Genomic DNA, 21,614 nt, shown 5'->3' on the forward strand with positions numbered 1-21,614 from the left:
CGGCGTCCGTGGGATTTCAGCGCCGAGGCGTCGTCGGGGGCTCGGCGCCGCTGCCGCCAGTGGCCTCCTCTCCTCCACGCGGGAGGATGATTTCAACGCGCCGGTTGTTGGCGCGGCCCTCTGGGGTGGAGTTGTTGGCGATGGGGCGGTACTCGCCCAGGCCGCGCACCTGGATGCGGTCGCGACTCACGCCCTGGCTGATGAGGAACTCCCGCACGTGCTCCGCCCGCTGATAGGACAGGGCTTCGTTCATCGCGTCCGAGCCCATCGAATCCGTGTGGCCTTCGATGACCATGGGACTGTCGGACACCTTGAGCGCGTTGGCCACCTCCGTCAGCTGCTCACGCGCCGTTGGGAGCAGGTCCACGGCGTTCGACGCGAACAGCACCTGCCCTGACATCGTCAGCACCAGGCCTCGCGCCTCCTCGCGGACCTTTACATCGCGCGCCGTCGACTCCAGTTGCGCCAGCGCCTCCGTGGCGCGCCGTTCCGCGTCGAGCCTCGCCTGTCGCTCGCGTTCCAGCTCCCGCTCCACCTGGCGCCGTGCCTCCTGCTCCGCTTCCAGCTCCGCCGAGCGTTGGAGCAGCTCGTGGTTCTCCTGGGCCAGGCGCCGGGATTCGGACTCGGCCCGCGCCCGGCGCTGCTCTTCTTCCTGAAGCCGCGTGGTCTTCTCCGCCAGCCGCCGCGACTCCGCCTCCTGCTGCTGGGCCAGCCGCCGCAGCTGTTCCGCCTCGTGCTGGCGCCGCTGGGCATCCATCCGCATGCGCTCGGCTTCCTGCTGCTGCGTCACGGCGTGCTGCCGGGCCTGTTGCTGTTGCTGGAGGGCTTGCAGCCGCTCACGCTCGGCCTGGGCGAGCTGCTGCCGGGCCGCATCCAGCTCTGCCTGCGAGCGCTGCCACTGCCGCGCCTGCGCTTGCTGGAGCGTGGCCTGGGCCTCCGCCTGACGCCGCGCCGCCGGTCCGCGGTGCCGCGTGCCCCCGCCGTCTCGGACTTGCGCAACGCCACGTAGGACAGCGAGCGGGTGCGAGGAGAGTCCTGGCTGCGGTCGTACTCCCGCTCGGCTTCCAGCAGCGCATCTCGCGCCGCCGCGACGTCTCGAGGACGCTCTCGGCCCTGGGGGCTGGTGGAGACCTCCTGGTAGGCCGCGCGCGCGTTGAGGAGCTCCTGTGGCGGTGGTGCGTGTGCACACCCCACGGCGGCCAGCGCCGTGACGCCAGCGAAGGCCTTCCATCCACGCTTCAGCATGTCGCTCTCCTGTCGAGGTTGTCTGCTCACGGCTGGCCGCGGCGCAGGGACTCCGCCTGGGCGGCCGTGCGTCGCGACGCGCGCTCCAGCGGGACGGCCCGGGCCAGCGCCTGCGCCAGCTCCGCGTCCGCCTCGGCTTGCATGAAGCGCAGCTCCGCGGCTTCCTGTTCGCCTTCCACCCACAGCCGCTCCGCGTCGGCAATCTGCTGCCGGGCGAACTCCAGGTGGAGGGCCGCTTCCGGGACTCGGGCGGCGCCTGCGCCTTCCGCCGCGCGCAGCGAGGCTTCCGCCTGCACACGGTGCTCGTTCGGCGCGGGAAGCACCTGCCGCCCGGCGCATCCCACCATCGTCAGGCCCAGCAGCACCGCCGCCAGCTTCCGGCGCATGGTTTCACCTCCTGCCGCTCGAGGACGTGGACACGCGTCATGGCGCGCCCAGACGTAGAGGTGAGGCCTCGGAAACAGGCCGGCAATCCGACCGTGGCAGGGTTGGCCGAAGGGCGGGCGGGCAGCCGGCAAGCGCCTTCCGGGCGCACCGGGGCACTGGCCGGCGTGCGCCACCGGGGGTAGAGAGGGCGACATGCGCCTGCACCTGGTCGACGGCACCTACGAGCTCTACCGCGCCCACTTCTCGCCCCGTCCGGGCCATGCCGCGCCGGATGGACAGGACGTGAAGGCCACGGTGGGGCTGATGTCCTCGCTGCTCGCGCTGCTGCACGACGCGGACGAGGCGGTGACGCACGTGGCGGTGGCGTTCGACAACCCCATCCGCTCGTTCCGCAACGCGCTGTTCGACGGCTACAAGAGCGACGAGGGTGTGCCCCCGGAGCTGCGCGCGCAGTTCGACCTGGCGGAGGAGGCCGTGCGCGCGCTGGGCGTCACCGCGTGGTCCATGAAGGAGCAGGAGGCGGATGACGCGCTGGCCACCGCCGCGGCGCGCTGGGCGGACGCGGTGGAGCAGGTGCGGCTGCTCACGCCCGACAAGGACCTGGGCCAGTGCGTGCGTGGCAGCCGCGTGGTGCAGGTGGACCGGCGGCAGGAGAAGGTGCTCGACGAGGACGCGGTGCGCGCGAAGCTGGGCGTGCCCCCGCGAGCGTGCCGGACCTGCTGGCGCTGATGGGCGACGCGGCGGATGGCATCCCCGGACTGCCGGGCTTCGGGGAGAAGGGCGCGTCGGCATTGCTGAGCGCGCATGGCCACCTGGAGGACATCCCCGCGGAGGCGTCCGAGTGGAAGGTGCGTCCCCGGGGCGCGGAGAAGCTGGCCGCGACGCTGCGCGAGCACCGTGACGCCGCGCTGCTCTACCGCCGGCTGGCCACGCTGGTGACGGACGCGCCGCTGCCGGGCACGTCATCGCTGGAGGACCTGGCGTGGAAGGGCGTGCCGGCCGCCGTGTACGAAGCGTTCTGTGACCGGCTGGGCCTGACGACGCTCAAGCGCCGTCCCAAGCGCTGGACGCCGTGAGCTCGTGCACGGGCAGCGCCGTGGGCGCATGGCGTGGCAGCCGCACGGTGAAGGTGGTGCCCGTCTCCTCCTGGGAGTGGGCCTCCACCGTGCCGCCGTGGGCCAGGACGATGCTGCGCACGATGTAGAGTCCCAGGCCGATGCTGCGCCGGCCCTGGTCCTCCGGGCGCACCGTGGCGCGCTCCAGCGGCTCGAAGATGCGCGGCTGCCGCTCCAGGGGAATCGCCGGGCCCAGGTTGTGGACCTCCAGCACGACGCCGTCGTCATCGCCTCGGGACGTCACCCGCACGGGCGTGCCGGGCGGGCTGTACTGCAAGGCGTTTCCCACCAGGTTGCCAATGAGCTGCGCCAGCCGGTCCGGGTCCCACGTGCCCAAGCCATTTCCGGTGCGTTCCGTCGCCAGGTGACGGTCGGGCCAGCCGGCGTGCACCTCGTCCAGCACCGTGCGAACGACTTCGTGCAGGTCCATGGGCTGCGGGTACACCGGAAGCCCCGTCCCCTGGCGCGCGCGGGTGAAGTCGAGCAGGTCGCGAATCATCCGCGTCGCGCGGTCCGCCGAGCTCCGGATGCGCTGGGCCTGACGCTCCTGCCGCTCATCCAGCGGTCCGCGCTGGAGCATCATGGACACCGCCAGGGTGATGGCCCCCAGCGGGTTGCGCAGGTCGTGGCTGACGATGCCGATGAGCTGCCGCTCGAAGTCCGCGCGGGCCTTCATCTGCTGCGCCAGCTCCGACTCCTTGTGCCGCGCCAGGACGGAGTCCGTGACCTCCACCGCGAACAGGATGACGGCCGCCAGCCGTCCGCTGGCGTCCCGCATCGGCTGGTACATGAAGTCGAAGTAGCCCTCCGGCGGAAGGGCGCCGGGCACCTGGGCGATGCGCACGGGCAGCTCCCGCGCGCTGAAGGGCTCGCCAGTGGCGAAGACGGTGTCTAGCAGCTCGAGGACGTTCTGCCCCTCCAGCTCCGGCAGGGCCTCGCGGAGCGTGCAGCCCACCAACTGCCGCTGGCCGAAGCGCTGCCGCAGCCGCGCGTTGGCCACCACGCAGCGCTGGTCCGGCACGCTCAGCACGCCGAGCAGCGCGGGCACCTGTTCAAAGAGCGTGGCCAGCATGGCGCGCTGCCGGTCCGACTCCTCCCGGGCGCCGCGCTCCAGCTCCAGCAGCCGGGCCCGGGCGGCCTCGGCCTCCTGGCGCACGGTGACGTCTTGCATGGCGCCCACCACCTGCGTGGCCTTGTCCTGCGCGTCGCGGATGATGTGGCAGCGGTCCGCCACGTAGGCCCAGGAGCCGTCTCCGCGCTGGAAGCGGTAGGTGGCCTGCCACTCGTGCTCGGGGCCTTCCAAGGTGGCCTGGAGGCTGGCGACGACGCGCGCGCGGTCGTCCGGGTGCAGCCGTTCCTCCCACCAGCGATGCTCGTCCCGGATGGTGCCGGGGGCGTAGCCGAAGACTTCGTGCAGGCCGCTCGTCCAGTCCGTGAGGCCCGTGCGCGGGTCCCACTCCCACACCGCGTCCCGCGTGGCGCGCGCCGCCAGCCGGAAGCGCAGCTCGCTGCGCCAGGCGCGCTCCTCGGCGGCCTGGACCTCCGTCAGCGTGCCTTCCAGTTGCCGGCGTCGCGCCCGTTCGTCCTCCAACGTCTTGCGTCGCGTGCGCTCCCACTGCGCCAGGGCCTGGACGCGCGCGGCGAACTCCACCGGGCGGAAGGGCTTGAAGACGTAGTCATTGGCCCCCGCGGACAGGCCCTCCACCACGTCCTCCGCGCGCGTGTTCCCGGTGATGAGCAGGACGGGGACGTGCTCGGTGGCGGGATTGCTCCGGACGAAGCGGCAGACCTCCAGGCCCGACATGCCGGGCAGGTGCCAGTCCAGCACGAGCACCTCGGGAATGGGCCCCTGCGTCAGGGACTCCAGCAGCGAGGCTCCGTCCAAGAACCCGGTGACCCTGTAGTAGGGCTCCAGCGCGCGGCAAATGGCCTGGGTCTCTACCGGACTGTCGTCGAGCACCCAGGCCACGGGGGGGGGTGCGACGCGGGGGGGAATGGGCACGGGTGGCCGGCTCTAGCAACCGCCTCTCTCCCAGGTCAAATCTTCCAGGGCAAGCGGACCCTGGAGCGCCTGCCTCTCTGTCCGCCGGAGGCCAGCCGGGCGTTTCGAGGGGAATGACGAGTCTCCATGAACCCGGGCGCTTCCAGCGGTAGAAAGAAAGCATGTCCGTACAACTGAAGATGCCCACCGAAGACGACTGGGTGCCGAGCCCGGACGACCTGCCGTACCACCGGTTGGGCGGCACCGACGCGGCCATGGCCCTGGCCGAGGCTTTCTACGACGCCATGGACGCCTACGAGCCGGAGCTGGCGCGCCTGCACGAGTTGGACGCCGAGGGCCGGGTGAACCGAGGCACGCGTGAGCGGTTCGGCTTGTTCCTCGCGGGATGGCTGGGCGGGCCGCAGGACTACACGGAGCGTCACGGCCATCCCCGGCTGCGCATGCGTCATGGCCACCTGTCCATCGGCGTCGCCATGCGTGATGCGTGGGTGCGCTCCATGCAGCGGGCCATGGACGCGCGGGGCATCACCGGGGGCCTGCGCCGCTTCCTCGATGCGCGCTTCGCCCACGTGGCGGACTTCCTGCGCAACGTCGAGGAGTGAAGCGCGCCCACACCGGAGCGTCAGGCCCGGCGTAGGGCGAGCACGCAGAGGCGCCGGGTCCGACGAGGCTCCGGGCGGCGCGGGCGGGCGCCCGGGCGCGGCGGCAGGTGGGCCAGCGACTTCACGTCATGCACCAGCCGCAGCGTGGCCAATCCGCGCACGGCCCACCAGCCCGGGTCCGGCTGCCGCCACCCGAGCCCCATCTGCGCCGAGGCCGGGTAGACGTGGTGGGTGTTGTGCCACGACTCGCCCATGCTCAGCAGCGCCAGCCAGCCGGCGTTGCGTCCCTGTTCGGCGCAGCCCGGCAGTTCGTAGGGCTGCTCGCCCTCCACGTGGCTCACGTAATGGACGCACCAGAAGCCGTCCTGGGTGAGCGCCAGCCGCACCAGGATGCCCCAGGCCACCCAGGGCGCCCCGCCCAGTGCGTACAAGGCCAGGGCGAGCGGCACCTGGAGCCACAGGCCCGCGCGCTCCAGCCCGCGGAAGAACACGTCCTGCGTCACATGGGGCGCCGCTGGCACGTCCGCTGCGCCGCTTCGCGGGTGCGGTGTGGAAGAGGGCGTAGGCCATGGCGCGCGTGAAGCCCTCGCGGTAGCCGAAGTAGGGCGGACAGTCCGCTTCCGGCTGGTTCTGGTGGAAGTCGCGCAGGTCATGCATGCGGCTCATCGCGATGGGGCCGCCCAGCCCGGCCAGGGTGCCGAGCAGCGCCAACGCGCGCTCCACGGGCGCCGAGGCACGAAAGGCCCGGTGGATGAGTCCCCGGTGCAGGCCCACCGACACGCCCAGGCACATCGTCACCGCGGTCATCCCGGCGAACACCGCCACCGCGCTCCACGAGAAGAAGCAGGTGCCCCCCACCAGCGCTCCCGCGTGCAGGAGGCTCCAGCGCAGCACCTTGCCTCCGTCCAGCCTCGCCGTTCCCCACCGCGTGTTGCCCGTCTCCGCCATGGCCCGCTCCTTTTGGAGGGGCGCCATCGCAAGGGGCCTGCCACCAGAGGACGGGCCTGTTTCCGCGGGGTTGCGCGCGCGGGGTGGGCCTGGGTGTCAACGTCGTTCACGGCGCGTGCCCACGGCGTGGGCGGTGGACTCCCGCCGGCCCCTCCCTGCCGGGATGCCCACCGCGCCGAAAGCAATTCCCGGGGGTTACCCCAAGGTGCATGACGGGCCGGTATCCGGTGTCCACACTGCCGTTAGTCAGCTGGGGATGAAACCGTACGAGGAGGTCTCCACATGAAGCGCATGCTGATGCCGCTCCGCCGGAGCGTGCTGGTGTTGGGGGTGGTGCTGGGGGCAGGCGTGGCGATGGCCGAACGGAAGCAGGACGCCATCAACATGAAGATTGCCTACCAGTCGTTCAACCTGGAGATGACGCCAGAGGCGGTGACGGGGGCGGACTTCCAGGTGGCTCGCTCGCCCGGGATGCTGAAGGGCCGCGGGCTGAAGGGCAGCTTCGCCCTGACGCTGAAGGACGGGGCTGTGGAGGGCGCCGTCGGCGGCGCGCCGGTGAACCTGACGGTGACGAAGGAGGGGGACGCCATCGTGGCCAAGGGCGGATTTGGCGGACGCCCCGTCAACCTGAAGCTGAGCCCCAGCGAGCTCACCCTCTACGTCCGTGACTGTACCTACCGGCTGAAGGCGCAGAACACGAACCGCTTCTACACGGGCCGGCGCAGCTGCGACCGGGCCATGACGCCCGACTCGGAAATCTGGCTGCCGGACGAGTTCCTCGCGGCGAGCCCCGAGGAGAAGGCCGCCATCCTGTTCCTCGCGCTGTGAGGGAGGCGCCCGCGCGGGTGGGCCCTGGGCGTCCTCACCCGCGCGCACGCGGCAGCACCACGGTGAAGGTGGAGCCCACGCCCAGCTCGCTGCTCACGGTGACGTGGCCACCCATGGCCTCCACCACCTCGCGGACAATCCACAGCCCCAGGCCGACGCCGCTGTAGTCCCGGCCGGACACGGCGCGCTCGAAGCGGTGGAAGAGGCGGGGCAGGTGCTCCGGCGGGATGCCGATGCCCGCGTCGCGCACGTCCAGGCGCACGTGGGTCTCGGTGCTGGACAGCGCCACCTGGACGGGGTTGCCCCGCCCGTACTTCATGGCGTTGGACACCAGGTTGGTGAGCACCTGGTCCAGTCGCAGCCGGTCCCAGTGGCCGTGGGCCTCCAACGGCAGCGTCAACGTCAGGTGTGTGCCCGCGCCCGCCAGCTCCGGCTCGAAGCGCTCCGCCACTTCGCGGACCAGGGCGCCCAGGTCCAGCGGCTCCGGGTTCAGCTCCAGCCGTCCGGCATGGATGCGCGACACGTCCAGCAGCGCGTCGATGAGCTTCGCCTGACGCTTCGCCTGCCGGCCCACCAGGTCCAGCCCCCGGTGCAGCCGCTCCCAGGGGACGGCGTCCGGTGAGCGCTCCAGCGCGGTGCGCAGGTTCTGCACCTGGAGCTGGAGCGCGCTGAGGGGGACTTCAGCTCATGGCTGGCGATGGCCAGGAACTCCTCGCGCGCGCGGATGGCCTGGCGCGCCTCGTGGTACTGGCGCGCGTGGTTCAGGGCGAGTGACGCCCGGCGCGCCAGCTCTCGAGCCAGTGCCATGTCCCGCGCGTCGAAGGTCCGTCCGGTGCGCGAGAAGACAAGCGCGGCGCCCTTCCGCCCCGGCCACGCCAGCGGCACGCCCAGCCAGGACGGCGGCTGTGCGTCGTGCAGCGCCGGCTCTCCGGACGCGATGATTCGCGACACCGCCGCTTCGTCCGGGACGTGAGGCGTACCCGCATCAAGGGGCTCCCGCGCGTCCAGGCCCGCGGCCACCACGCATCGCACCTCGCCCGGGGCCTCCTCGAGGAACACGCGGCAGGAATCCGCGCAGCCAGGCACGGCGAGCCGCACCAGGTGCTCCAGCGTCGCGTCCTGCTCCAGGCTGGCGCCGAGGACTTCACTGGCCTCTGACAGGAGCTGTCGGTGGGCCTCGCCCCGGCGCCGCTCGGTGACGTCCACCAGCATGCCCAGGCACTGGGCGGGACCGGTGGTGGACGGTGGCATGGGCGCCGCCCACAGCTCCACGTGGAGGGGCGTGCCATCTCGCCGGTGGAGCTCCAGCTCCAGACAGGGTGGCTCCAGGCCCTGCGTGGCCTGCTCCTGATGGCGGCGGAACTTCTCCCAGCGGGCGTCGGTGGCCCAGGGAGCGCGGCGGCCCAGCACGTCCTCCCGGCTCCAGCCGAAGAGCCGCTCGGCGGCGGGGTTCCACAGCCGCACCGTGCCATCCAGGTCCATCAGGTGGATGGCCAGGGGGGAGACCTGGAGGATGGCTTCCAGCATCGCTGGACCTCGTGCTCCGGACCGCCGGGCTTCTGCCTGACCAAGTGCCGCCACCATCGTCATCGAGTCCCCCCACCCATCGTGTTGCATGGGAGCATGGCTGTAACGGGGCGAGGAGCGTCCCTCCAGGCAGGGCGGCCGTGCCGTCGCGAATGTCGAACATCCCTGGCCTGGGAGTGTTCGTTCCAGACGCACTCCCCGCCCTAGGGCCCTGTGACGCCGAGGCGGGGAGGCGTCAGGCGCACAAGGGAATACTCCGCGCGCGACACGGTGGCGGTTGCTCCAGGCCCGGGTTCAGCTAAAGCGCGGTTTCGTGAAAGCGACCACCACCGGAGTGCCGGGCGGCGAAGACGTCAAGAAGGGCCCGGACACCTTCAAGCGCTCGGCGCTGCTGGCCCTCGGGGCCTTGGGCATCGTCTACGGCGATATCGGCACGAGCCCGCTGTACGCGTTGCGGGAGTGCTTCACGGGGGCGCATGGGATTCCGCCGACGCCCGCGAACGTGCTGGGGGTGCTGTCGCTCATCTTCTGGTCGCTCATCATCATCGTGTCGGTGAAGTACCTGCTGCTGGTGATGAAGGCGGACAACCGGGGCGAAGGCGGCATCCTGGCGATGATGGCGCTGGTGATGCAGCGGCAGCGCGCGCAGCCGTCCCACCGGACGCGTCCGGTGTTGATTACGCTGGGCATCTTCGGCGCGGCGCTCCTTTATGGAGACGGCATCATCACGCCGGCCATCACCGTGCTCAGCGCGGTGGAAGGCCTGCATGTGGCCACGTCCGTTTTCGACCCCTACGTCATCCCCATTGCCCTGGTCATCCTGGTGGGGCTCTTCCTGGTGCAGCGGCACGGTACCGCGGACATCGGCGCTGTCTTCGGTCCCGTCATGTGCGTCTGGTTCCTCACGCTGGCGGGGCTGGGCGTGAAGGAGCTGGTTCACAACCCGGCGGTGCTGGGGGCGCTGTCGCCCTGGCACGCGGTGGAGCTGTTCCGCCACAACCACCTGCATGGCTTCCTGGTGCTGGGCGGCGTGTTCCTGGTGGTGACGGGCTGTGAGGCCCTCTACGCGGACATGGGCCACTTCGGCCGCAAGCCCATCCAACTGGCGTGGTTCTCCATGGTGCTGCCGGCGCTGATGCTCAACTACCTGGGGCAGGGGGCGCTGCTGCTGCGCGACGCGAGCGCCGCGCGCAATCCCTTCTTCCTGCTGGCGCCGTCCTGGCTGCTGTACCCGCTGGTGGCGCTGGCCACGGTGGCGGGCGTCATCGCCTCGCAGGCGCTCATCGCGGGGGTGTTCTCCCTGACGCGCCAGGCGATGCAGTTGGGCTACAGCCCGCGCATGGAGGTGGTGCACACCTCGGCGGAGGAGATGGGGCAAATCTACCTGCCCGGTCTGAACTGGGCGCTGCTGGTGGGCGTGGTGGCGCTGGTGCTGGGCTTCCGCTCCTCCAGCGCGCTGGCGTCGGCGTACGGCATCGCGGTGTCCACGGCCATGGTCATCACCACCCTGATGGCCTACGTGGTGGCTCGGGAGCTGTGGGGCGTGCGGCGGTGGGTGGCCATGCCCGTGGTGGGGCTGTTCCTGACCGTAGAGCTGGCCTTCTTTGGCGCCAACGCGGTGAAGGTGGCGGACGGCGGCTGGTTCCCGCTGCTGATGGCTGTCGTCGTCTTCACGCTGATGACGACGTGGAAGCGGGGGCGCGACATCCTGGCGGCCAAGCTGCGCGCGTCCAGCATCCCCCTGAAGGAGCTGCTGGGCAGCTTCGGCGACCACCCTCCGGTGCGGGTGCCGGGCACGGCCATCTTCATGACGGGCAACGCGGAAGGCACCCCGCCCGCGCTGCTGCACAACCTCAAGCACAACAAGGTGCTGCACGAGCAGGTGGTGCTGCTGACCATCCTCTCCGAGGAGCTGCCGCACGTGCCGCACAGCGAGCGCGTGGAGGTGGAGCCGCTGGAGCAGGGCTTCGTGCGCGTGGTGGCGCGCTACGGCTTCATGGAGAACCCGGGCATCCCCGACGTGCTGAAGCGCTGCCGCGAGAAGGGGCTCCAGTTCCAGCTGATGGGCACCAGCTTCTTCCTGGGACGGGAGACGCTGATTCCCACCAAGCGCCCGGGCATGGCCGTGTGGCGCGAGGCGCTGTTCGCCTGGATGAGCCGCAACGCGCGCAGCGCCACCTCGTACTTTCGCATCCCGCCCAACCGGGTGGTGGAGCTGGGTGCGCAGGTGGAGTTGTAGCCCCGTGAACGCCTGAGCCGGGGGCGGGTGTGCTTCACCCCACATCTGCCTTGACTCTTTGCGTTGATTGGCGATTCTGTGTCCTGGGCTGCGCCTCCCTGCCACATTTGCGTCCAGCTTTACCTCTCGGACGGAAAATTATGGCAGGAAGCAACAAATCGGACCGTATGCCGATAATCATTTTCGTCCGCCGGAATTTGTCTTCTGTCGGCGGAACGAAGCTCGGCATCTCGAAAACTGGTGTCCCCCGGCACCCCTCGTCCGAAATCAGGTCAGTCCATGCTCCTCGACATTGCGCCCTCGTCCGCGAATTCCGCTGTTGCCCCTGTTTCTGCCTGGGCTTCGTCGGAGCAGACGCTGGAGACGCTGTCGGGGCTGGCGCCGCACACGCTGCTGACGCACGCGGACCTCTACCCGCGCATCTGCGTGCGGGACCCCTACTACGCCCTCAAGGACGTGACGGTGATGGGGGAGGGCGAGGTGGTGGCGCGCATCCCGGTGCAGCAGGACCCGGACGCGGAAGCGGGCCCCATTGGCCTGGGTGAGGCGGGGCGGCACCTGGCGATTCTGGGCTCGTGCGCGTCCGCGCTGATGTCGCCCAAGGATGGCCAGCACTTCTACGGCGTGCGGCGCGCGCGGGCAGTGGCTGCGCCCGGAGCCCATGGCCCGCGCCACGGACCTGCTGTGGGGGCTGGCGAAGGCGGAGTTCACCGGCCGCCGCTCGGCCACCGCGCACACGCTGCTGTCGCTGCCGGACGGCACGCCGTTCTTCCGCTTGGAGGTGGACTACAACGTGCTGTCCGCCGCCGCCTTCACGCGCCTGTTCGGCGAGGCCCGGGTGGACATGCGCCGCGAGCCGCGCCGCGACGACGGCGTGCAGCGCACCCCGAGGAATGGGCCAAGCTGCGGCAGAACCCCTACAGCAAGCCGCTGGCGCTGCGTGACTGGCGGCCGGATGGTGAGAGCCTGTCGGCCACGCTGGGGCCGGTGACGGCGGAGATGTGCAAGGGGCACTTCGCGCTGCACCCGGTGATGCCAGTGGCCGTGGTGGCCAGTGGGATGACGCGCGTGGCCACCACGCTGCTTCGCCGGCTGGAAGGGGCGCCGTGGGCCCGCTGCGTGGCGAAGGACGTGCGCCTGAAGGCGGACACCCTGGCCTACGCGGGCCAGACGGTGACGTTCGGCGCTGTTCGCAGCGCGCACGACGGTGACGCGCACACCTTCACCTGCCAGGCGTCGGTGGGCGAGCGCGTCGTCGCCGAGCTGGACGTCACCTACACCCGCGTGGACTGAGCGCCACGCCTCAAGCCCACTGGATGTCGTAGTCCGCGCTGTCGATGCCTCGCGGCGTCGCGCGCGCGGTGCCTTGCAGGCCCAGCACCTTCAGTGCGCCGGTGAGGATGCCCTCGTGGTAGGCGGGCGGCAGCATGTCCCGGCGCATGTGCAGCGTGCCGGAGGTGGGGCCGGTGGGCACGTAGTCGCGGCTGCCGTAGCTGACGGCCGCGCCGTAGCCCATCTGCGCGCCCGCGAAGAGCTTCTGCGGGTCCCCGCGGGAGATGATTCCGAAGATGAGCATGCCCGGCCCGGTGGAGAAGCGCGTCACGTCCTTCTCGCCGCAGGCGTGGAAGACGGCGTCCTCGGGCCCCAGCAGCGGCTCCAGCGCGTCCGCCGCGCGGTAGAGGAGCGTCAGGAAGTCCCGCGCCGGGTACGTGAGCAGGTCGGTGTACGCCGCGCCCAGCGCCCCTGGCGCACCGTCTCCAGCGCCGTCAGGCCCGCCTGCTGCTGGACGAGGCTGAGCACCGACTTGAAGAACAGCCCGCGCACCGAATCACCAGGGTGCACGGCCGCGAGCCGGGCCTCGAGCTCCGCCTTGTTGGACGGCATGGCGCGCCTCCTCACACCTCGTCGAGCAGCACCGGGGCGAAGCCCGCCGCGTCACACGAGGCCAGCACGTAGCGTACGCCGCCGCGCTCGCCCGTGAAGCCCGCGGCGATGCCGGCCGCGTGCAGGTGGCCATAGACGCACACCTTCGGTCCGAAGGCTTCAATGGGCTCGCTGAAGGCGGTGGACTTCTCGTTCGCGTACACCGGCGGGAAGTGCACGGCCACCACCCGCACCAGCGGCGTGGCGCTGGCCGCCTCCTTCTTCTTCGCGTCTTCCATGGAGGCCATCAGCCGGCGCGTCTCCCGCTCCACGTAGCCGGTGTCCGCCGCCTCGTCCCCCATCTCCCCACCGGGCATGGGCGGCGCCTCCGGCGCGGTCCACAGCCGGCTGCCCGCAATCACCCACGGGCCCATGACGACGGCGTTGTTGTGGAGGAAGCCCTCCAGGGTGCGGAAGGGCTCCAGCAGCTTGCGCAGCTTGGAGGCGGAGTCGCCCCACCAGTAGTCATGGTTGCCGCGCACCAGCACCTTGCGGCCCGGGCGCGCGTCCAGCCACGCCAGGTCATCCATCACCTCGTGGGCCCGCGTGGCCCAGGAGATGTCCCCCGCCACGATGACCACGTCCTCCGGAGCCACCCGCTCATCCCACGCGCGCTGCAGCGGCAGGGGGTGCTCGGACCACCCGAAGCGGTGCATGTCCTTCTGTCGCGTGGAGGGCAGGTGGGTGTCGCCGATTCCGAAGAGCCGCATGGCCCCCTCATAGCGGAAGCCCTCGCCCCTGTCGGCACCCTCGTCCTATCCCCTGCATCCGGTGTCACGCCAAAAGGTGGGGAGAACTGGAAGTGTTGTAAAATAGCTTTACGTTGAGTTGTCTCGAAACACGTCAGTGCGACATCGGTTGGCCAATCCGACGCCTGGGTTGTCAGGGCTTACATGTGCGTCATCCCTGATTCCAGGGGGTTGCGCCGTCAGGGGCCCGGGTTCGGGGGCGGATTTCTTGACAGGAAGGTGGAGCATCCATGCTCCACCTGGGGTCGAGAAAAAGAGGTGCTCCCTGGGAACGCGTGGCTGGCATGCATGGTGCTCAGGCATGGCGCCCTGCGCCGCTCCCGTGGGACGGGAGCGACCGTGGAGCTGCTGACCCCCCTTCAAGGAGTTTCCATGCACGTGTTGCGCAAGACGTTCGCGGTGACGGCCGCGGCCATGGCCCTGACGGCCTGTGGCCCCCAGACCGAAACGTCTCCGGAAGAAACAGCACCTGAGTCGCAGGTTCCCGCAGGCGCGGTGGACGACGCCGCCCGCGCGGTGGCCGACGCGGCTCGCCGCACGCCCAACGAACTGGACGCGCAGTTCGCGAAGGCCGCTGCTGAGTTCAACGTTCCGGTGAACCTGCTCAAGGCCATCTCCTACGCGGAGACGCGCTGGGAGCACGTCCGCGGCGAGGAGGAGTTCGAGGGCCGCCCGGCGGCCTTTGGTCTGCTGGCCCTGCGCGGTCAGCTCATCACCGACGGCGCCGCCCTGGCGGGTGTGTCCGCGGACGCGGTGCGTGACGAGCCGCTGGCCAACCTGCGCGCCGGCGCCGCGCTGCTGTCGAAGTACGCCGACGAGGCGGGCATCGACCGCGCGGACCTGGGCGCGTGGGCCCCGGTGGCCGTGCGCCTGACGGACATCTCCGACCCGGACATCCAGGCGCACTACATCCACAACGACGTGTACTCGGTGCTGCGCGAGGGCGCGGGCGCGTTCACGCCGGCGGGCAAGGTGGCGGTGTCGCTGGATGCCACCCAGGTCGAGCCGAAGTTCGCCCTGCCGAAGATGCAGGCCCTGGCGGCCGGCCCGGACTACGCGGCCTCCATCTGGCGCCCCTCGCCCAACTACAACGCGCGGCCCGCTGGCATCGGTCAGCAGATGGTCGTCATCCACACCTGTGAGGGTGGCTACTCGGGTTGCTGGAGCTGGCTGACCAACTCCGCCGCGGGCGTGAGCGCGCACTACGTGGTCAACGAGAGCGGCACCGAGGTGTCGCAGCTGGTGCGTGAGTCGAGCCGCGCCTGGCACGTGGCCGCCGCCTACCGCAGCAGCCTCAACGGCGGCGTCAAGTCGCACCTCAACGGCCGGTCGACGAACGACTTCTCCATCGGCATCGAGCACGGTGGCTACGCCAGCTCGGCCTCGTTCTCCACGGGGATGATCAACACCTCCGCCAAGCTGACGTGCAACATCACCCGGGACCAGGGCATCCCGCGCGACAGCTACCACATCGTGGCGCACGGCCGGCTGCAGCCGGAGACCCGCACGGACCCGGGCCCCAACTGGCCGTGGTCCACGTACATCAGCAAGATTCGCAGCGAGTGTGGTGACGGCGGCGGTGGAACGAACCCGGTCATCGTCGTGGACAGCAACAACGCCAACAACGACTCCAGCAAGGGCTACATCGCGGTGCCGTCCTCCTGGGCGCGTGGCACCAGCGCGGGCTACTACGGCAACGACTACTACTACGCCTCCACGCAGCCCATCTCCGAGCCGGCGGTGTTCCACTTCCACATGCCTGCGGCGGGCAGCCGGACCATCCAGGCCTGGTGGGTGCAGGGCACCAACCGCTCTCCCGCGGCGCCCTTCATGATTACGCACGCGGGCGGCAACAGCACGGTGACGGTGAACCAGCAGACCAACGGCAGCAAGTGGGTGACGCTGGGCACGTACAACTTCAACGCCGGCTGGAACAAGGTGCAGCTGAGCCGCTGGGCCACCGAAGGCTACGTCGTCATGGCGGACGCCCTCCGGATTCAGTGAGGTGGTGATGCGGGGCCTTGAACGGCTTCAACGTTCCTGGCCGTGGCGGGCGCGGTGTCTGACCGCGCTCGCCGTGCTCGGTGTCGGATGTTCCGGCCGGTGTGGCGGGACGTCCGGCTCCGGGCCGCTGTCCAAGGAGGAGGCTCGCGCCATTCCAGGCGCGGTCATCTTCTTGTCGGAGCGGGCAGGGCGGAAGGATGTCTGGAAGGTGAGTCCGGAGGGTGTGGAGACGCAGCTGACGCGCGGCGAGGAGGACGTGTACCCCGGTCCCCTGTCGCCGGACGGCAAGTCGCTGCTCGTCATCTCCGCGACGGAGGAGGACGGGCTGCACCGCCAGCAGATGCGGGTCCTGCCGCTGGATGGCAAGAGCCCGGCGGTACCGCTGCACCCGCCCCGGGCGCGTGCGCGCAACGCGAGCTGGGCGCCGGATGGCACCTGGTTGGTGGCCGAGTCCGACGCGGAGGGCTTCAGTGACGTGGTGCGCCTGGAGCCCCGTGAGGGTGTGCCGGAGGTGCGCCTCACGCAGGTGCCACAAGGCTGCTTCGAGCCGGCGGTGTCTCCGGATGGGAAGGAGGTGGCCTTCGTATGCAGCCGCGAGGGCGACCCCGAAGTCTACGTGGCGAACGCGGACGGCAGCGGTGAGCGCCGCCTCACCTTCTTCCACCATGAGGACCGCACGCCGAAGTGGAGCCCGGACGGCAAGTGGCTCGTCATCGTCAGCGATCGCGAGCGCAAGGACCGGCTGTACTTCCTCCGCCCGGACGGTTCGGACCTGCGCGCCGTGTCGGGCGAGTCCTTTGAGGGCGACGAGCGCGAGGCCGCCTGGAGTCCGGACGGGCAGCGGCTGGTCTACGTGAGCCGTCTGCCGGATGGGAACGCCCGCATCTGGATGGTGCCGGTGGCGGGCGGCGCGCCGGTGGCCCTGACGGACGGCAAGCACCGGGACGACATGCCTGCGTGGAGTCCGGACGGGAAGTACCGGCCTTCGTGTCCGAGCGCCAGGGCGACACGGACGTGTACCTCATGCGCGCGGATGGCAGCGGTCAGACGCGTCTGACGACCGCCAAGGGGCCGGACTGGCTGCCGCGCTGGGCCCCTACGCGCTGACGGCCGAGCCGTCTCCCGCCGCCGGGGCCTGGTCATCCGGGAGCTGGAGCGGGAGCGGGCTCGCGCCGGGCGGGGCCACGGGCAGGCTGAAGCTGAAGGTGGAGCCCTGGCCGGGCTCGCTCTCCACCCAGATGCGCCCACCGTGCGCTTCGATGATGAGGCGGCTGATGTACAGCCCCAGCCCCAGCCCCTTCGTGTCGGACGCGCCGCTCTTCTGCGTGCGGAAGTACTTGTCGAAGACGCGCGCGGCGTCTTCCGGGCTCAGCCCGGGGCCCAGGTCCTTCACCGACACCACCACCTGTTCCGGCTGGAGCTGGGCTCGCACGGTGATGGGCTGCCCACCGGGGCTGTACTTGGCGGCGTTGCTCAGCAGGTTGGCCATCACCCGCTCCAGCCTCGCCGCGTCCATCCAGATGGGGGGCAGCGCGCCTGGGACCTCCAGGTGGAAGCGCTCGCGCACGTCGGGGGCCACGTCCCGCTCCATCACCTCTTCCAGGAAGCGCGCCAGGTCCCGGGGCTCGCGGCGCAGCGTCTCCCGCTGGGACTCCAGCCGCGAGCCTTCCAGCAGGTCCTCAATCATGGTGTTCATCCAGGCCACGCTGCGCTGGATGGACTCCGTCATGGATTCCTCCCGCTCCAGGTTCCGCTCGCGCAGGGCGCGCCGCAGCAGGCCCACGCGCAGGCTGATGGTGTGGAGCGGATTGCGCAGGTCGTGGGAGATGAGACTGACGTATTCCTCGCGAAGCCGATCCAGCTCGTGGCGCGTCGTCACGTCCTGCGCCGTGGAGACCACGCCGCGCACCTTTCCGCTGGGGCCGAAGACGGGAGCCGCGGTCATCAACACCGGCAGCCGGCTCCCGTCGGGGTGGAGGATGAGGAACTCCTCGGGCCCCGCGAGCTGGCCCGTGAGCAGCGCGCGGACGATGGGCACGTCCTCCCTGCGGACCGGCTTGCCGTCGGTGGTGAGCACGATGGGGTTGACCCCCGTCATCTCCAGCGACGCGCCCTTCAACGGACGCCCGAGCAGTTGCTCCGCGACGGGATTGGCCACCAGCCCGCCGCCGTCCGCCTGCGCGAAGACGATTCCCACGGGCGTGTGGTCCAGCAGGGCCTGCACCGGCTGCGCTGCATCTCCGCTTCCTCACGGGCGCGCTGGACCTTGGCGAGGTACCGCTCCCGCTCCGACACGTCGCGGACGACGGCGAGCACGCTGGGACCCTCCGGGCCTGACACCGGGCTCAGCCGCACCTCCAGCGACAGCAGGCTGCCGTCCTTGCGGCGGCCTTGGATGGCGCGCTCGCCCAAGCCGGTGTCCAGGCTCCGGCCACCGAAGAGTCCTTCGGGGACCAGCACCTCCACTTCGCGTCCCAGCAGCTCCTCGCGCGGGTAGCCGAACACCCGCTCCGCCTCCGCGTTGACGAAGCGCAGCAGGCCTTGCGCGTCCACCGTCAGCAGCGGCGCGGGGTGGTCTCCAGCAGGCCCCGGTAGCGTGCTTCGGAGGCCTCCAGCGCCGCGGTGGCCTGTTCGCGGTGGGCTTCAATGTGGTCCAGGGCCCGCGCGGACAGGAGCACGAGCGCCGCGCCGCCCGCGCTCACGAAGGTGGCGAAGATGGGGAGCTTGGCCTCCAGGTTGATGGCGCGCACCTCGTGCAGGAGCATCAACACCATGCCCAGCACCGAGGGGCCGAGCAGCGTCACCGGCACCAACCGGCGTGCGAGGAAGCCGCCGAGCGAGTCGCGGGTGATGCGGCTCATCAGCCCCAGCCCCGGCCGTGCGCAGAGCGTGCCCACCGCCAGCAGCATCAGCGTCAGCGCGGTGGGCAGGCCCATGCTGCGCTCAGCGAGGAAGGGCAGGGTGCCCACCGTCAACAAGGGGCCCATCAACAGGCCGTTGAGGCCCAGCGTCGAGGTCACCAGCGACAACACGACCAGCGTGTCGCGCAGCCGGACGGAGTGGCTCCGCTCCGGGAGGGCCAGGGCCATGCCCAGCAGCGTCATGCAGGTGGCGGAGAGGGGAGAGGGCCGAGGGAGCACCGACGAGGCGTGTCCATCGAGCAGGCGCAGCATGAGGTGCTCCATCCCCACGTCCCAGCCGGTGATGTCGCGCAGGAGACTCACCGCGCCAATGACCACCATCACCAGCGCGCAGGCGGTGGCCGTGGATTCCTGATGGCGGAACGGGCGGGAGCGCAGCCGCAGGCCCAGTGCGGCGCCGCCGAAAATCATGGCGATGCCCGTCACCGGCGTCATGGGGATGCCGGCCACGCCGGGCCTCAGCATCTCCACATCCCAGGCCCAGCCCAGGAGGTACAGCGCGCCCACGAGCGGGGCGCCCAGCGTCGCGAGCCAGGCGATGCCGTAGGCCATGGCTGCGCTCCGACGCTGCGGCCTCCAGCACTCGTTCATCGTGGCGTCCCCCACGAACGCACAGGGCTCCTCCCGTGACGCCACCGGCCCGAGGCCCCCGGTCGAGACGCTCCAGTGAGAGATGCGTCGCGCCCTTGCTTCCGGCATCGGACGCGAGTGCGGCGCAGCGATGGGTGCGGACGGTGGGGGCGCCGCCAGTCATTGGCTCGGGCCGTGCGCGCCTCCGTCGGAACATGGGGGCGGCCAACGCGCGGGGCAGCAGACCCCGAGCAGCCGAGTCGCGAGCGGAAGGCCGGGCGCCGCGCTGTCTAGGGAGGCGGGTGGAGGCCGGGATGGACAGTGAGCACCAGTCCCCAGCCCGGCGCCACGCCCACGTTGCGCGGCGTGTAGCCGTCCGTGCCCGTGACGGACAGGAGGAAGGCCTCCGCGTCCGCGCCCGAGTGGACGTAGACGAACAATCCGTCCGGGCCGGTGCCCTCCTGGTTCGCGCCCTGGAGGTCGGCGGTGGGGTAGTAGATGCGACCGGCCAGCGCCTCGCCGTCGGGGGCGACCTTCGCGCCAGCGACGGGATGGCCGCTGGCATCCACCACGCGCCCCAGCACGAAGCCGGCGTCGCGCAGGGTGGCCGCCCGGTTGTCGGTGTGGCCCCGGATGGCGCTCTCCCCACGGCGACGCTGAGCGCGTCAAGGAAGGCGTCCGGCAGCGCCCACACGCGCGCGCCGATGATGTCCGTGCGCGGCCGGGCACCGGTGAAGGCGGAGTCGTAGACGACGGTATGGGCGGGCACCAGCCCGCGGCCTCCGCGCCCACCGCGAGGCTCAGGTGCATCTCCCGCACCGCCACGTCGCGCACGGTGAAGGCGCCATCCGCGGCGGCCGGCGCGGTGCCGAAGGTGGCGTTGGCGTCATTCACCGCCAGCCGCAGGGGCTCCGCGGCGGTGAGGGGCGCTCCCTCCAGCGTGGGCAGGGGCAGGCCCCGGGCCTCGAGCAACCGCCGGGCTTCGGGGAGCAACTCCACCGTGCCGCTGACACCAATGCGGAGGTTGTCCAGGTCCACGGCCTCGGCGTCGTCGGTCTGCACGCCAGGGTCGGGTGTGTAATCGCCAGGGCCGCAGCCCAGTGAGAGTCCCAGCACGGCACATGGAACCATCAGGAGAGGACGCATCATCGCGGGAAAGCTCTCCACGGCCTCACGTGGCGGCAATCCACCCCACGCTCCGTTCGTCCCCTGGTCGACGCCGCGGTGGTGTTGGCCATGGGGCTGGAGGGTGCCGCGCTGTCCGAAAAACATCAGCGCCGCGCCCCAGAGTGGGACGCGGCGCCGTTCATGTGGAAGCCAGGTGTTGTCCGCGGGCGTGGCCCGCCTCAGCGCCAGCGGCCGTTGCCGCCGGAGGAGGACGACGAACCCGATCGGCCGGACGGAGGCGCGCTGGAGCCCGAAGACGACTTCCCGCTGCTGCTACCTCCGCGTCCCCAGCCACCGCTGCTGGAGCTGGAGCCCGAGCTGCTGCTGGAGTTCCGGTTGCTGCTGCCGGAGCTGCTGCCACCGCGTCCCCATCCGCTGCCGCTGGAGCTGGAGTTGGAGTTGCTGGAACCCGAGCTGCTGGAGCCCGAGCTGCTGCCTCCCCGCGTGTTCCAGCCGCTGCCGCTGTTGGAGTTGCCGCTGTTGGAGTTGCCGCTGTTGGAGTTGCCGCTGCCCCAGCGGTTGCCGCTGTTGTTGTCACGCGAGTCGTCGTCCTTCGGCGCGGCGTTGTTCGAGCTGCGTCCCGCGGGAGGGCTGCTCCAGCCGCTGCCGGAGTTGTTGCTGGGCGCGGCGTTGTTCGAGCTGCGTCCCGCGGGAGGGCTGCTCCAGCCGCTGCCGGAGTTGTTGCCCTGGCCACGCGACGGCCGGTGGTTGCCGCCCGAGCTGGAACCGCGCGGCGTGGTCCAGCGCGTACCTCCCGGGGAGGCCGGGTGCCGCTGTACGTGTTGCCGGGCACCACGGGGCGGTTGGAGGGCGCGTCGCCGGGCGCACGTAGCCGTAGCCCGCGGAAGCGCTGTGCGTGCGGCTCCACACGTAGCCGCGGTTGCGCTCGTAGCGGTAGATGCTGCCCGAGCTCGGGTAGTAGTCGTGGGAGTGGCGCCCGTGCATGTTGCAGAGGCCGCCGTGCGCGTGCGGGTGGTCGTTCCAGTACCAGACCACCGACGGGCCACTGTAGTAGTACGCGTCGTCCGAGTAGACGTAGTACGTCGTGGTCGGCTCGTAGTCGTGGACATGCACGTGCGAGTACGGGCACCAGCCGCCGCCGAATTCATCGGGGATGGGGTGGTCGCTCGAATAGCTGTACTCGATGACCTGAACCGGGGCGTGGTGCCGCGCCGGCCCGTGGACGTGGGCGACACAGCCAGTGCCCATCATCAGGGCAAGCGGAACGGCGAGGGCGAGCAGGCGGCGCATGTGGTGACTCTCCTGGGCGGAGTGGACGGCCGGGCCGTCCACCTTGCGGCCACGCGAGGAAGACGGCCGGGCGTGGAGAAAATTCACGCCCGGGGCAGTCCCGCTTTCGTCCACCCGCCAGCCCGAGGATAACGCC

At 70.9% G+C, this 21,614-nt stretch carries 21 protein-coding genes and 2 pseudogenes; 8 read left to right on the top strand and 15 right to left on the bottom strand.

Annotation, left to right across the window (positions count from 1 at the left end; all coding sequences use genetic code 11):
* Positions 1-16: 16 nt before the first annotated feature.
* On the bottom strand, positions 17-757 hold the full coding sequence (locus QEG98_RS01920; protein ID WP_316567805.1) for an OmpA family protein: 741 nt from the start codon (positions 755-757) through the stop codon (positions 17-19).
* Here QEG98_RS01920 and QEG98_RS01925 point away from each other — a divergent pair.
* Positions 734-1,009, top strand: a complete 276-nt coding sequence (locus QEG98_RS01925; protein WP_316568077.1) for a hypothetical protein — start codon at positions 734-736, stop codon at positions 1,007-1,009. The genes QEG98_RS01920 and QEG98_RS01925 overlap by 24 nt on opposite strands.
* 5 nt (positions 1,010-1,014) lie before the next feature.
* Here QEG98_RS01925 and QEG98_RS01930 read toward each other — a convergent pair.
* Together QEG98_RS01930 and QEG98_RS01935 are read right to left on the bottom strand one after the other, a co-directional pair.
* Positions 1,015-1,245: pseudogene (locus QEG98_RS01930) on the bottom strand (cell envelope biogenesis protein OmpA); the annotation flags it as partial.
* Positions 1,246-1,271: 26 nt separating this feature from the next.
* Positions 1,272-1,631 (bottom strand): DUF4398 domain-containing protein, encoded by a 360-nt coding sequence (locus QEG98_RS01935; protein WP_316565529.1) that lies wholly within the window; start codon positions 1,629-1,631, stop codon positions 1,272-1,274.
* Positions 1,632-1,824: 193 nt separating this feature from the next.
* Between QEG98_RS01935 and QEG98_RS01940 the strand changes: the two are divergent.
* Positions 1,825-2,708 (top strand): annotated as a pseudogene (locus QEG98_RS01940) (5'-3' exonuclease H3TH domain-containing protein).
* On the opposite strand, the gene QEG98_RS01945 reads toward QEG98_RS01940, so the two are convergent.
* Entirely contained in the window at positions 2,677-4,716 is a 2,040-nt protein-coding gene (locus QEG98_RS01945; RefSeq protein WP_316565530.1) for an ATP-binding protein, read from the bottom strand. The pseudogene QEG98_RS01940 and the gene QEG98_RS01945 sit on opposite strands and share 32 nt — an antisense overlap.
* Before the next feature lie 194 nt (positions 4,717-4,910).
* Here QEG98_RS01945 and QEG98_RS01950 point away from each other — a divergent pair, with 194 nt between their 5' ends.
* On the top strand, positions 4,911-5,351 hold the full coding sequence (locus tag QEG98_RS01950) for a group II truncated hemoglobin (protein WP_316565531.1): 441 nt from the start codon (positions 4,911-4,913) through the stop codon (positions 5,349-5,351).
* Between the two features lie 20 nt (positions 5,352-5,371).
* On the opposite strand, the gene QEG98_RS01955 is transcribed toward QEG98_RS01950, so the two are convergent.
* Positions 5,372-5,872, bottom strand: coding sequence for a fatty acid desaturase (locus QEG98_RS01955; RefSeq protein ID WP_316565532.1), 501 nt, complete (start codon positions 5,870-5,872; stop codon positions 5,372-5,374).
* A 709-nt stretch (positions 5,873-6,581) separates the two neighbouring features.
* Here QEG98_RS01955 and QEG98_RS01960 point away from each other — a divergent pair.
* Positions 6,582-7,127 carry a hypothetical protein gene (locus QEG98_RS01960; protein WP_090486859.1) on the top strand — a complete coding sequence of 182 codons (546 nt, stop codon included), beginning with the start codon at positions 6,582-6,584 and terminating at the stop codon, positions 7,125-7,127.
* A 34-nt stretch (positions 7,128-7,161) separates the two neighbouring features.
* On the opposite strand, the gene QEG98_RS01965 is transcribed toward QEG98_RS01960, so the two are convergent.
* Both QEG98_RS01965 and QEG98_RS01970 read right to left on the bottom strand, forming a co-directional pair.
* Complete coding sequence (locus tag QEG98_RS01965) at positions 7,162-7,701, bottom strand: HAMP domain-containing sensor histidine kinase (protein WP_316565533.1); 540 nt, start codon at positions 7,699-7,701, stop codon at positions 7,162-7,164.
* Positions 7,617-8,654 carry a PAS domain S-box protein gene (locus QEG98_RS01970; RefSeq protein WP_316565534.1) on the bottom strand — a complete coding sequence of 346 codons (1,038 nt, stop codon included), beginning with the start codon at positions 8,652-8,654 and terminating at the stop codon, positions 7,617-7,619. Before QEG98_RS01970 ends, QEG98_RS01965 begins: the two co-directional genes overlap by 85 nt.
* A gap of 277 nt (positions 8,655-8,931) precedes the next feature.
* Here QEG98_RS01970 and QEG98_RS01975 point away from each other — a divergent pair, with 277 nt between their 5' ends.
* Positions 8,932-10,893, top strand: a complete 1,962-nt coding sequence (locus QEG98_RS01975; RefSeq protein WP_316565535.1) for a potassium transporter Kup — start codon at positions 8,932-8,934, stop codon at positions 10,891-10,893.
* Positions 10,894-11,172: 279 nt separating this feature from the next.
* The gene (locus QEG98_RS01980) at positions 11,173-12,186 is read left to right on the top strand and encodes a hypothetical protein (RefSeq protein ID WP_316565536.1); all 1,014 of its coding nucleotides are present in this window, start codon (positions 11,173-11,175) and stop codon (positions 12,184-12,186) included.
* Positions 12,187-12,196: 10 nt separating this feature from the next.
* Here QEG98_RS01980 and QEG98_RS01985 read toward each other — a convergent pair whose 3' ends face one another.
* Genes QEG98_RS01985 through QEG98_RS01995 form a run of 3 tightly spaced genes read right to left on the bottom strand, consistent with a single transcriptional unit; the run spans position 12,197 to position 13,526 of the window.
* On the bottom strand, positions 12,197-12,631 hold the full coding sequence (locus QEG98_RS01985) for a TIGR02265 family protein (protein ID WP_316567806.1): 435 nt from the start codon (positions 12,629-12,631) through the stop codon (positions 12,197-12,199).
* A complete protein-coding gene (locus QEG98_RS01990; RefSeq protein ID WP_316565537.1) occupies positions 12,580-12,777 on the bottom strand; it encodes a TIGR02265 family protein in 198 nt (65 codons plus the stop codon). Before QEG98_RS01990 ends, QEG98_RS01985 begins: the two co-directional genes overlap by 52 nt.
* Before the next feature lie 11 nt (positions 12,778-12,788).
* Positions 12,789-13,526 (bottom strand): metallophosphoesterase, encoded by a 738-nt coding sequence (locus QEG98_RS01995; RefSeq protein ID WP_171444015.1) that lies wholly within the window; start codon positions 13,524-13,526, stop codon positions 12,789-12,791.
* Positions 13,527-13,709: 183 nt separating this feature from the next.
* On the opposite strand from QEG98_RS01995, the gene QEG98_RS02000 reads away from it, so the two are divergent.
* Complete coding sequence (locus QEG98_RS02000; RefSeq protein WP_316565538.1) at positions 13,710-15,569, top strand: N-acetylmuramoyl-L-alanine amidase; 1,860 nt, start codon at positions 13,710-13,712, stop codon at positions 15,567-15,569.
* Between the two features lie 73 nt (positions 15,570-15,642).
* Positions 15,643-16,626 carry a tolB protein precursor protein gene (locus QEG98_RS02005; protein WP_316565539.1) on the top strand — a complete coding sequence of 328 codons (984 nt, stop codon included), beginning with the start codon at positions 15,643-15,645 and terminating at the stop codon, positions 16,624-16,626.
* Between the two features lie 39 nt (positions 16,627-16,665).
* Here QEG98_RS02005 and QEG98_RS02010 read toward each other — a convergent pair whose 3' ends face one another.
* The 5 genes from QEG98_RS02010 to QEG98_RS02030 all read right to left on the bottom strand — a co-directional run bounded on the left by QEG98_RS02010 (position 16,666) and on the right by QEG98_RS02030 (position 21,478).
* The gene (locus QEG98_RS02010) at positions 16,666-17,766 is read right to left on the bottom strand and encodes a PAS domain-containing sensor histidine kinase (protein ID WP_316565540.1); all 1,101 of its coding nucleotides are present in this window, start codon (positions 17,764-17,766) and stop codon (positions 16,666-16,668) included.
* Positions 17,685-18,122 (bottom strand): PAS domain S-box protein, encoded by a 438-nt coding sequence (locus QEG98_RS02015; protein ID WP_316565541.1) that lies wholly within the window; start codon positions 18,120-18,122, stop codon positions 17,685-17,687. The genes QEG98_RS02010 and QEG98_RS02015 overlap by 82 nt, the downstream gene beginning before the upstream one ends.
* A 2-nt stretch (positions 18,123-18,124) precedes the next feature.
* Positions 18,125-19,042, bottom strand: coding sequence for a hypothetical protein (locus QEG98_RS02020; protein WP_316565542.1), 918 nt, complete (start codon positions 19,040-19,042; stop codon positions 18,125-18,127).
* A gap of 308 nt (positions 19,043-19,350) precedes the next feature.
* Positions 19,351-19,644 carry a hypothetical protein gene (locus QEG98_RS02025; protein WP_316565543.1) on the bottom strand — a complete coding sequence of 98 codons (294 nt, stop codon included), beginning with the start codon at positions 19,642-19,644 and terminating at the stop codon, positions 19,351-19,353.
* 1,117 nt (positions 19,645-20,761) lie between these two features.
* Positions 20,762-21,478, bottom strand: coding sequence for a hypothetical protein (locus QEG98_RS02030; RefSeq protein WP_316565544.1), 717 nt, complete (start codon positions 21,476-21,478; stop codon positions 20,762-20,764).
* Positions 21,479-21,614 lie beyond the last annotated feature (136 nt).

Origin of the sequence: Myxococcus sp. MxC21-1 (assembly GCF_032612255.1) — a bacterium.
GTDB lineage: Bacteria > Myxococcota > Myxococcia > Myxococcales > Myxococcaceae > Myxococcus > Myxococcus virescens.

What these genes read in the sequence shown, in the direction of transcription:
- QEG98_RS01990 (WP_316565537.1), bottom strand. Translation starts at nt 12,777, where the DNA reads ATGCCGTCCAACAAGGCGGAGCTCGAGGCCCGGCTCGCGGCCGTGCAC.
- QEG98_RS01980 (WP_316565536.1), top strand. Translation starts at nt 11,173, where the DNA reads ATGCTCCTCGACATTGCGCCCTCGTCCGCGAATTCCGCTGTTGCCCCT.
- QEG98_RS01960 (WP_090486859.1), top strand. Translation starts at nt 6,582, where the DNA reads ATGAAGCGCATGCTGATGCCGCTCCGCCGGAGCGTGCTGGTGTTGGGG.
- QEG98_RS01950 (WP_316565531.1), top strand. Translation starts at nt 4,911, where the DNA reads ATGTCCGTACAACTGAAGATGCCCACCGAAGACGACTGGGTGCCGAGC.
- QEG98_RS01970 (WP_316565534.1), bottom strand. Translation starts at nt 8,654, where the DNA reads ATGCTGGAAGCCATCCTCCAGGTCTCCCCCCTGGCCATCCACCTGATG.
- QEG98_RS02000 (WP_316565538.1), top strand. Translation starts at nt 13,710, where the DNA reads ATGTGCGTCATCCCTGATTCCAGGGGGTTGCGCCGTCAGGGGCCCGGG.
- QEG98_RS02020 (WP_316565542.1), bottom strand. Translation starts at nt 19,042, where the DNA reads ATGGCCTACGGCATCGCCTGGCTCGCGACGCTGGGCGCCCCGCTCGTG.
- QEG98_RS01920 (WP_316567805.1), bottom strand. Translation starts at nt 757, where the DNA reads ATGGATGCCCAGCGGCGCCAGCACGAGGCGGAACAGCTGCGGCGGCTG.
- QEG98_RS01995 (WP_171444015.1), bottom strand. Translation starts at nt 13,526, where the DNA reads ATGCGGCTCTTCGGAATCGGCGACACCCACCTGCCCTCCACGCGACAG.
- QEG98_RS02030 (WP_316565544.1), bottom strand. Translation starts at nt 21,478, where the DNA reads ATGCGCCGCCTGCTCGCCCTCGCCGTTCCGCTTGCCCTGATGATGGGC.
- QEG98_RS01935 (WP_316565529.1), bottom strand. Translation starts at nt 1,631, where the DNA reads ATGCGCCGGAAGCTGGCGGCGGTGCTGCTGGGCCTGACGATGGTGGGA.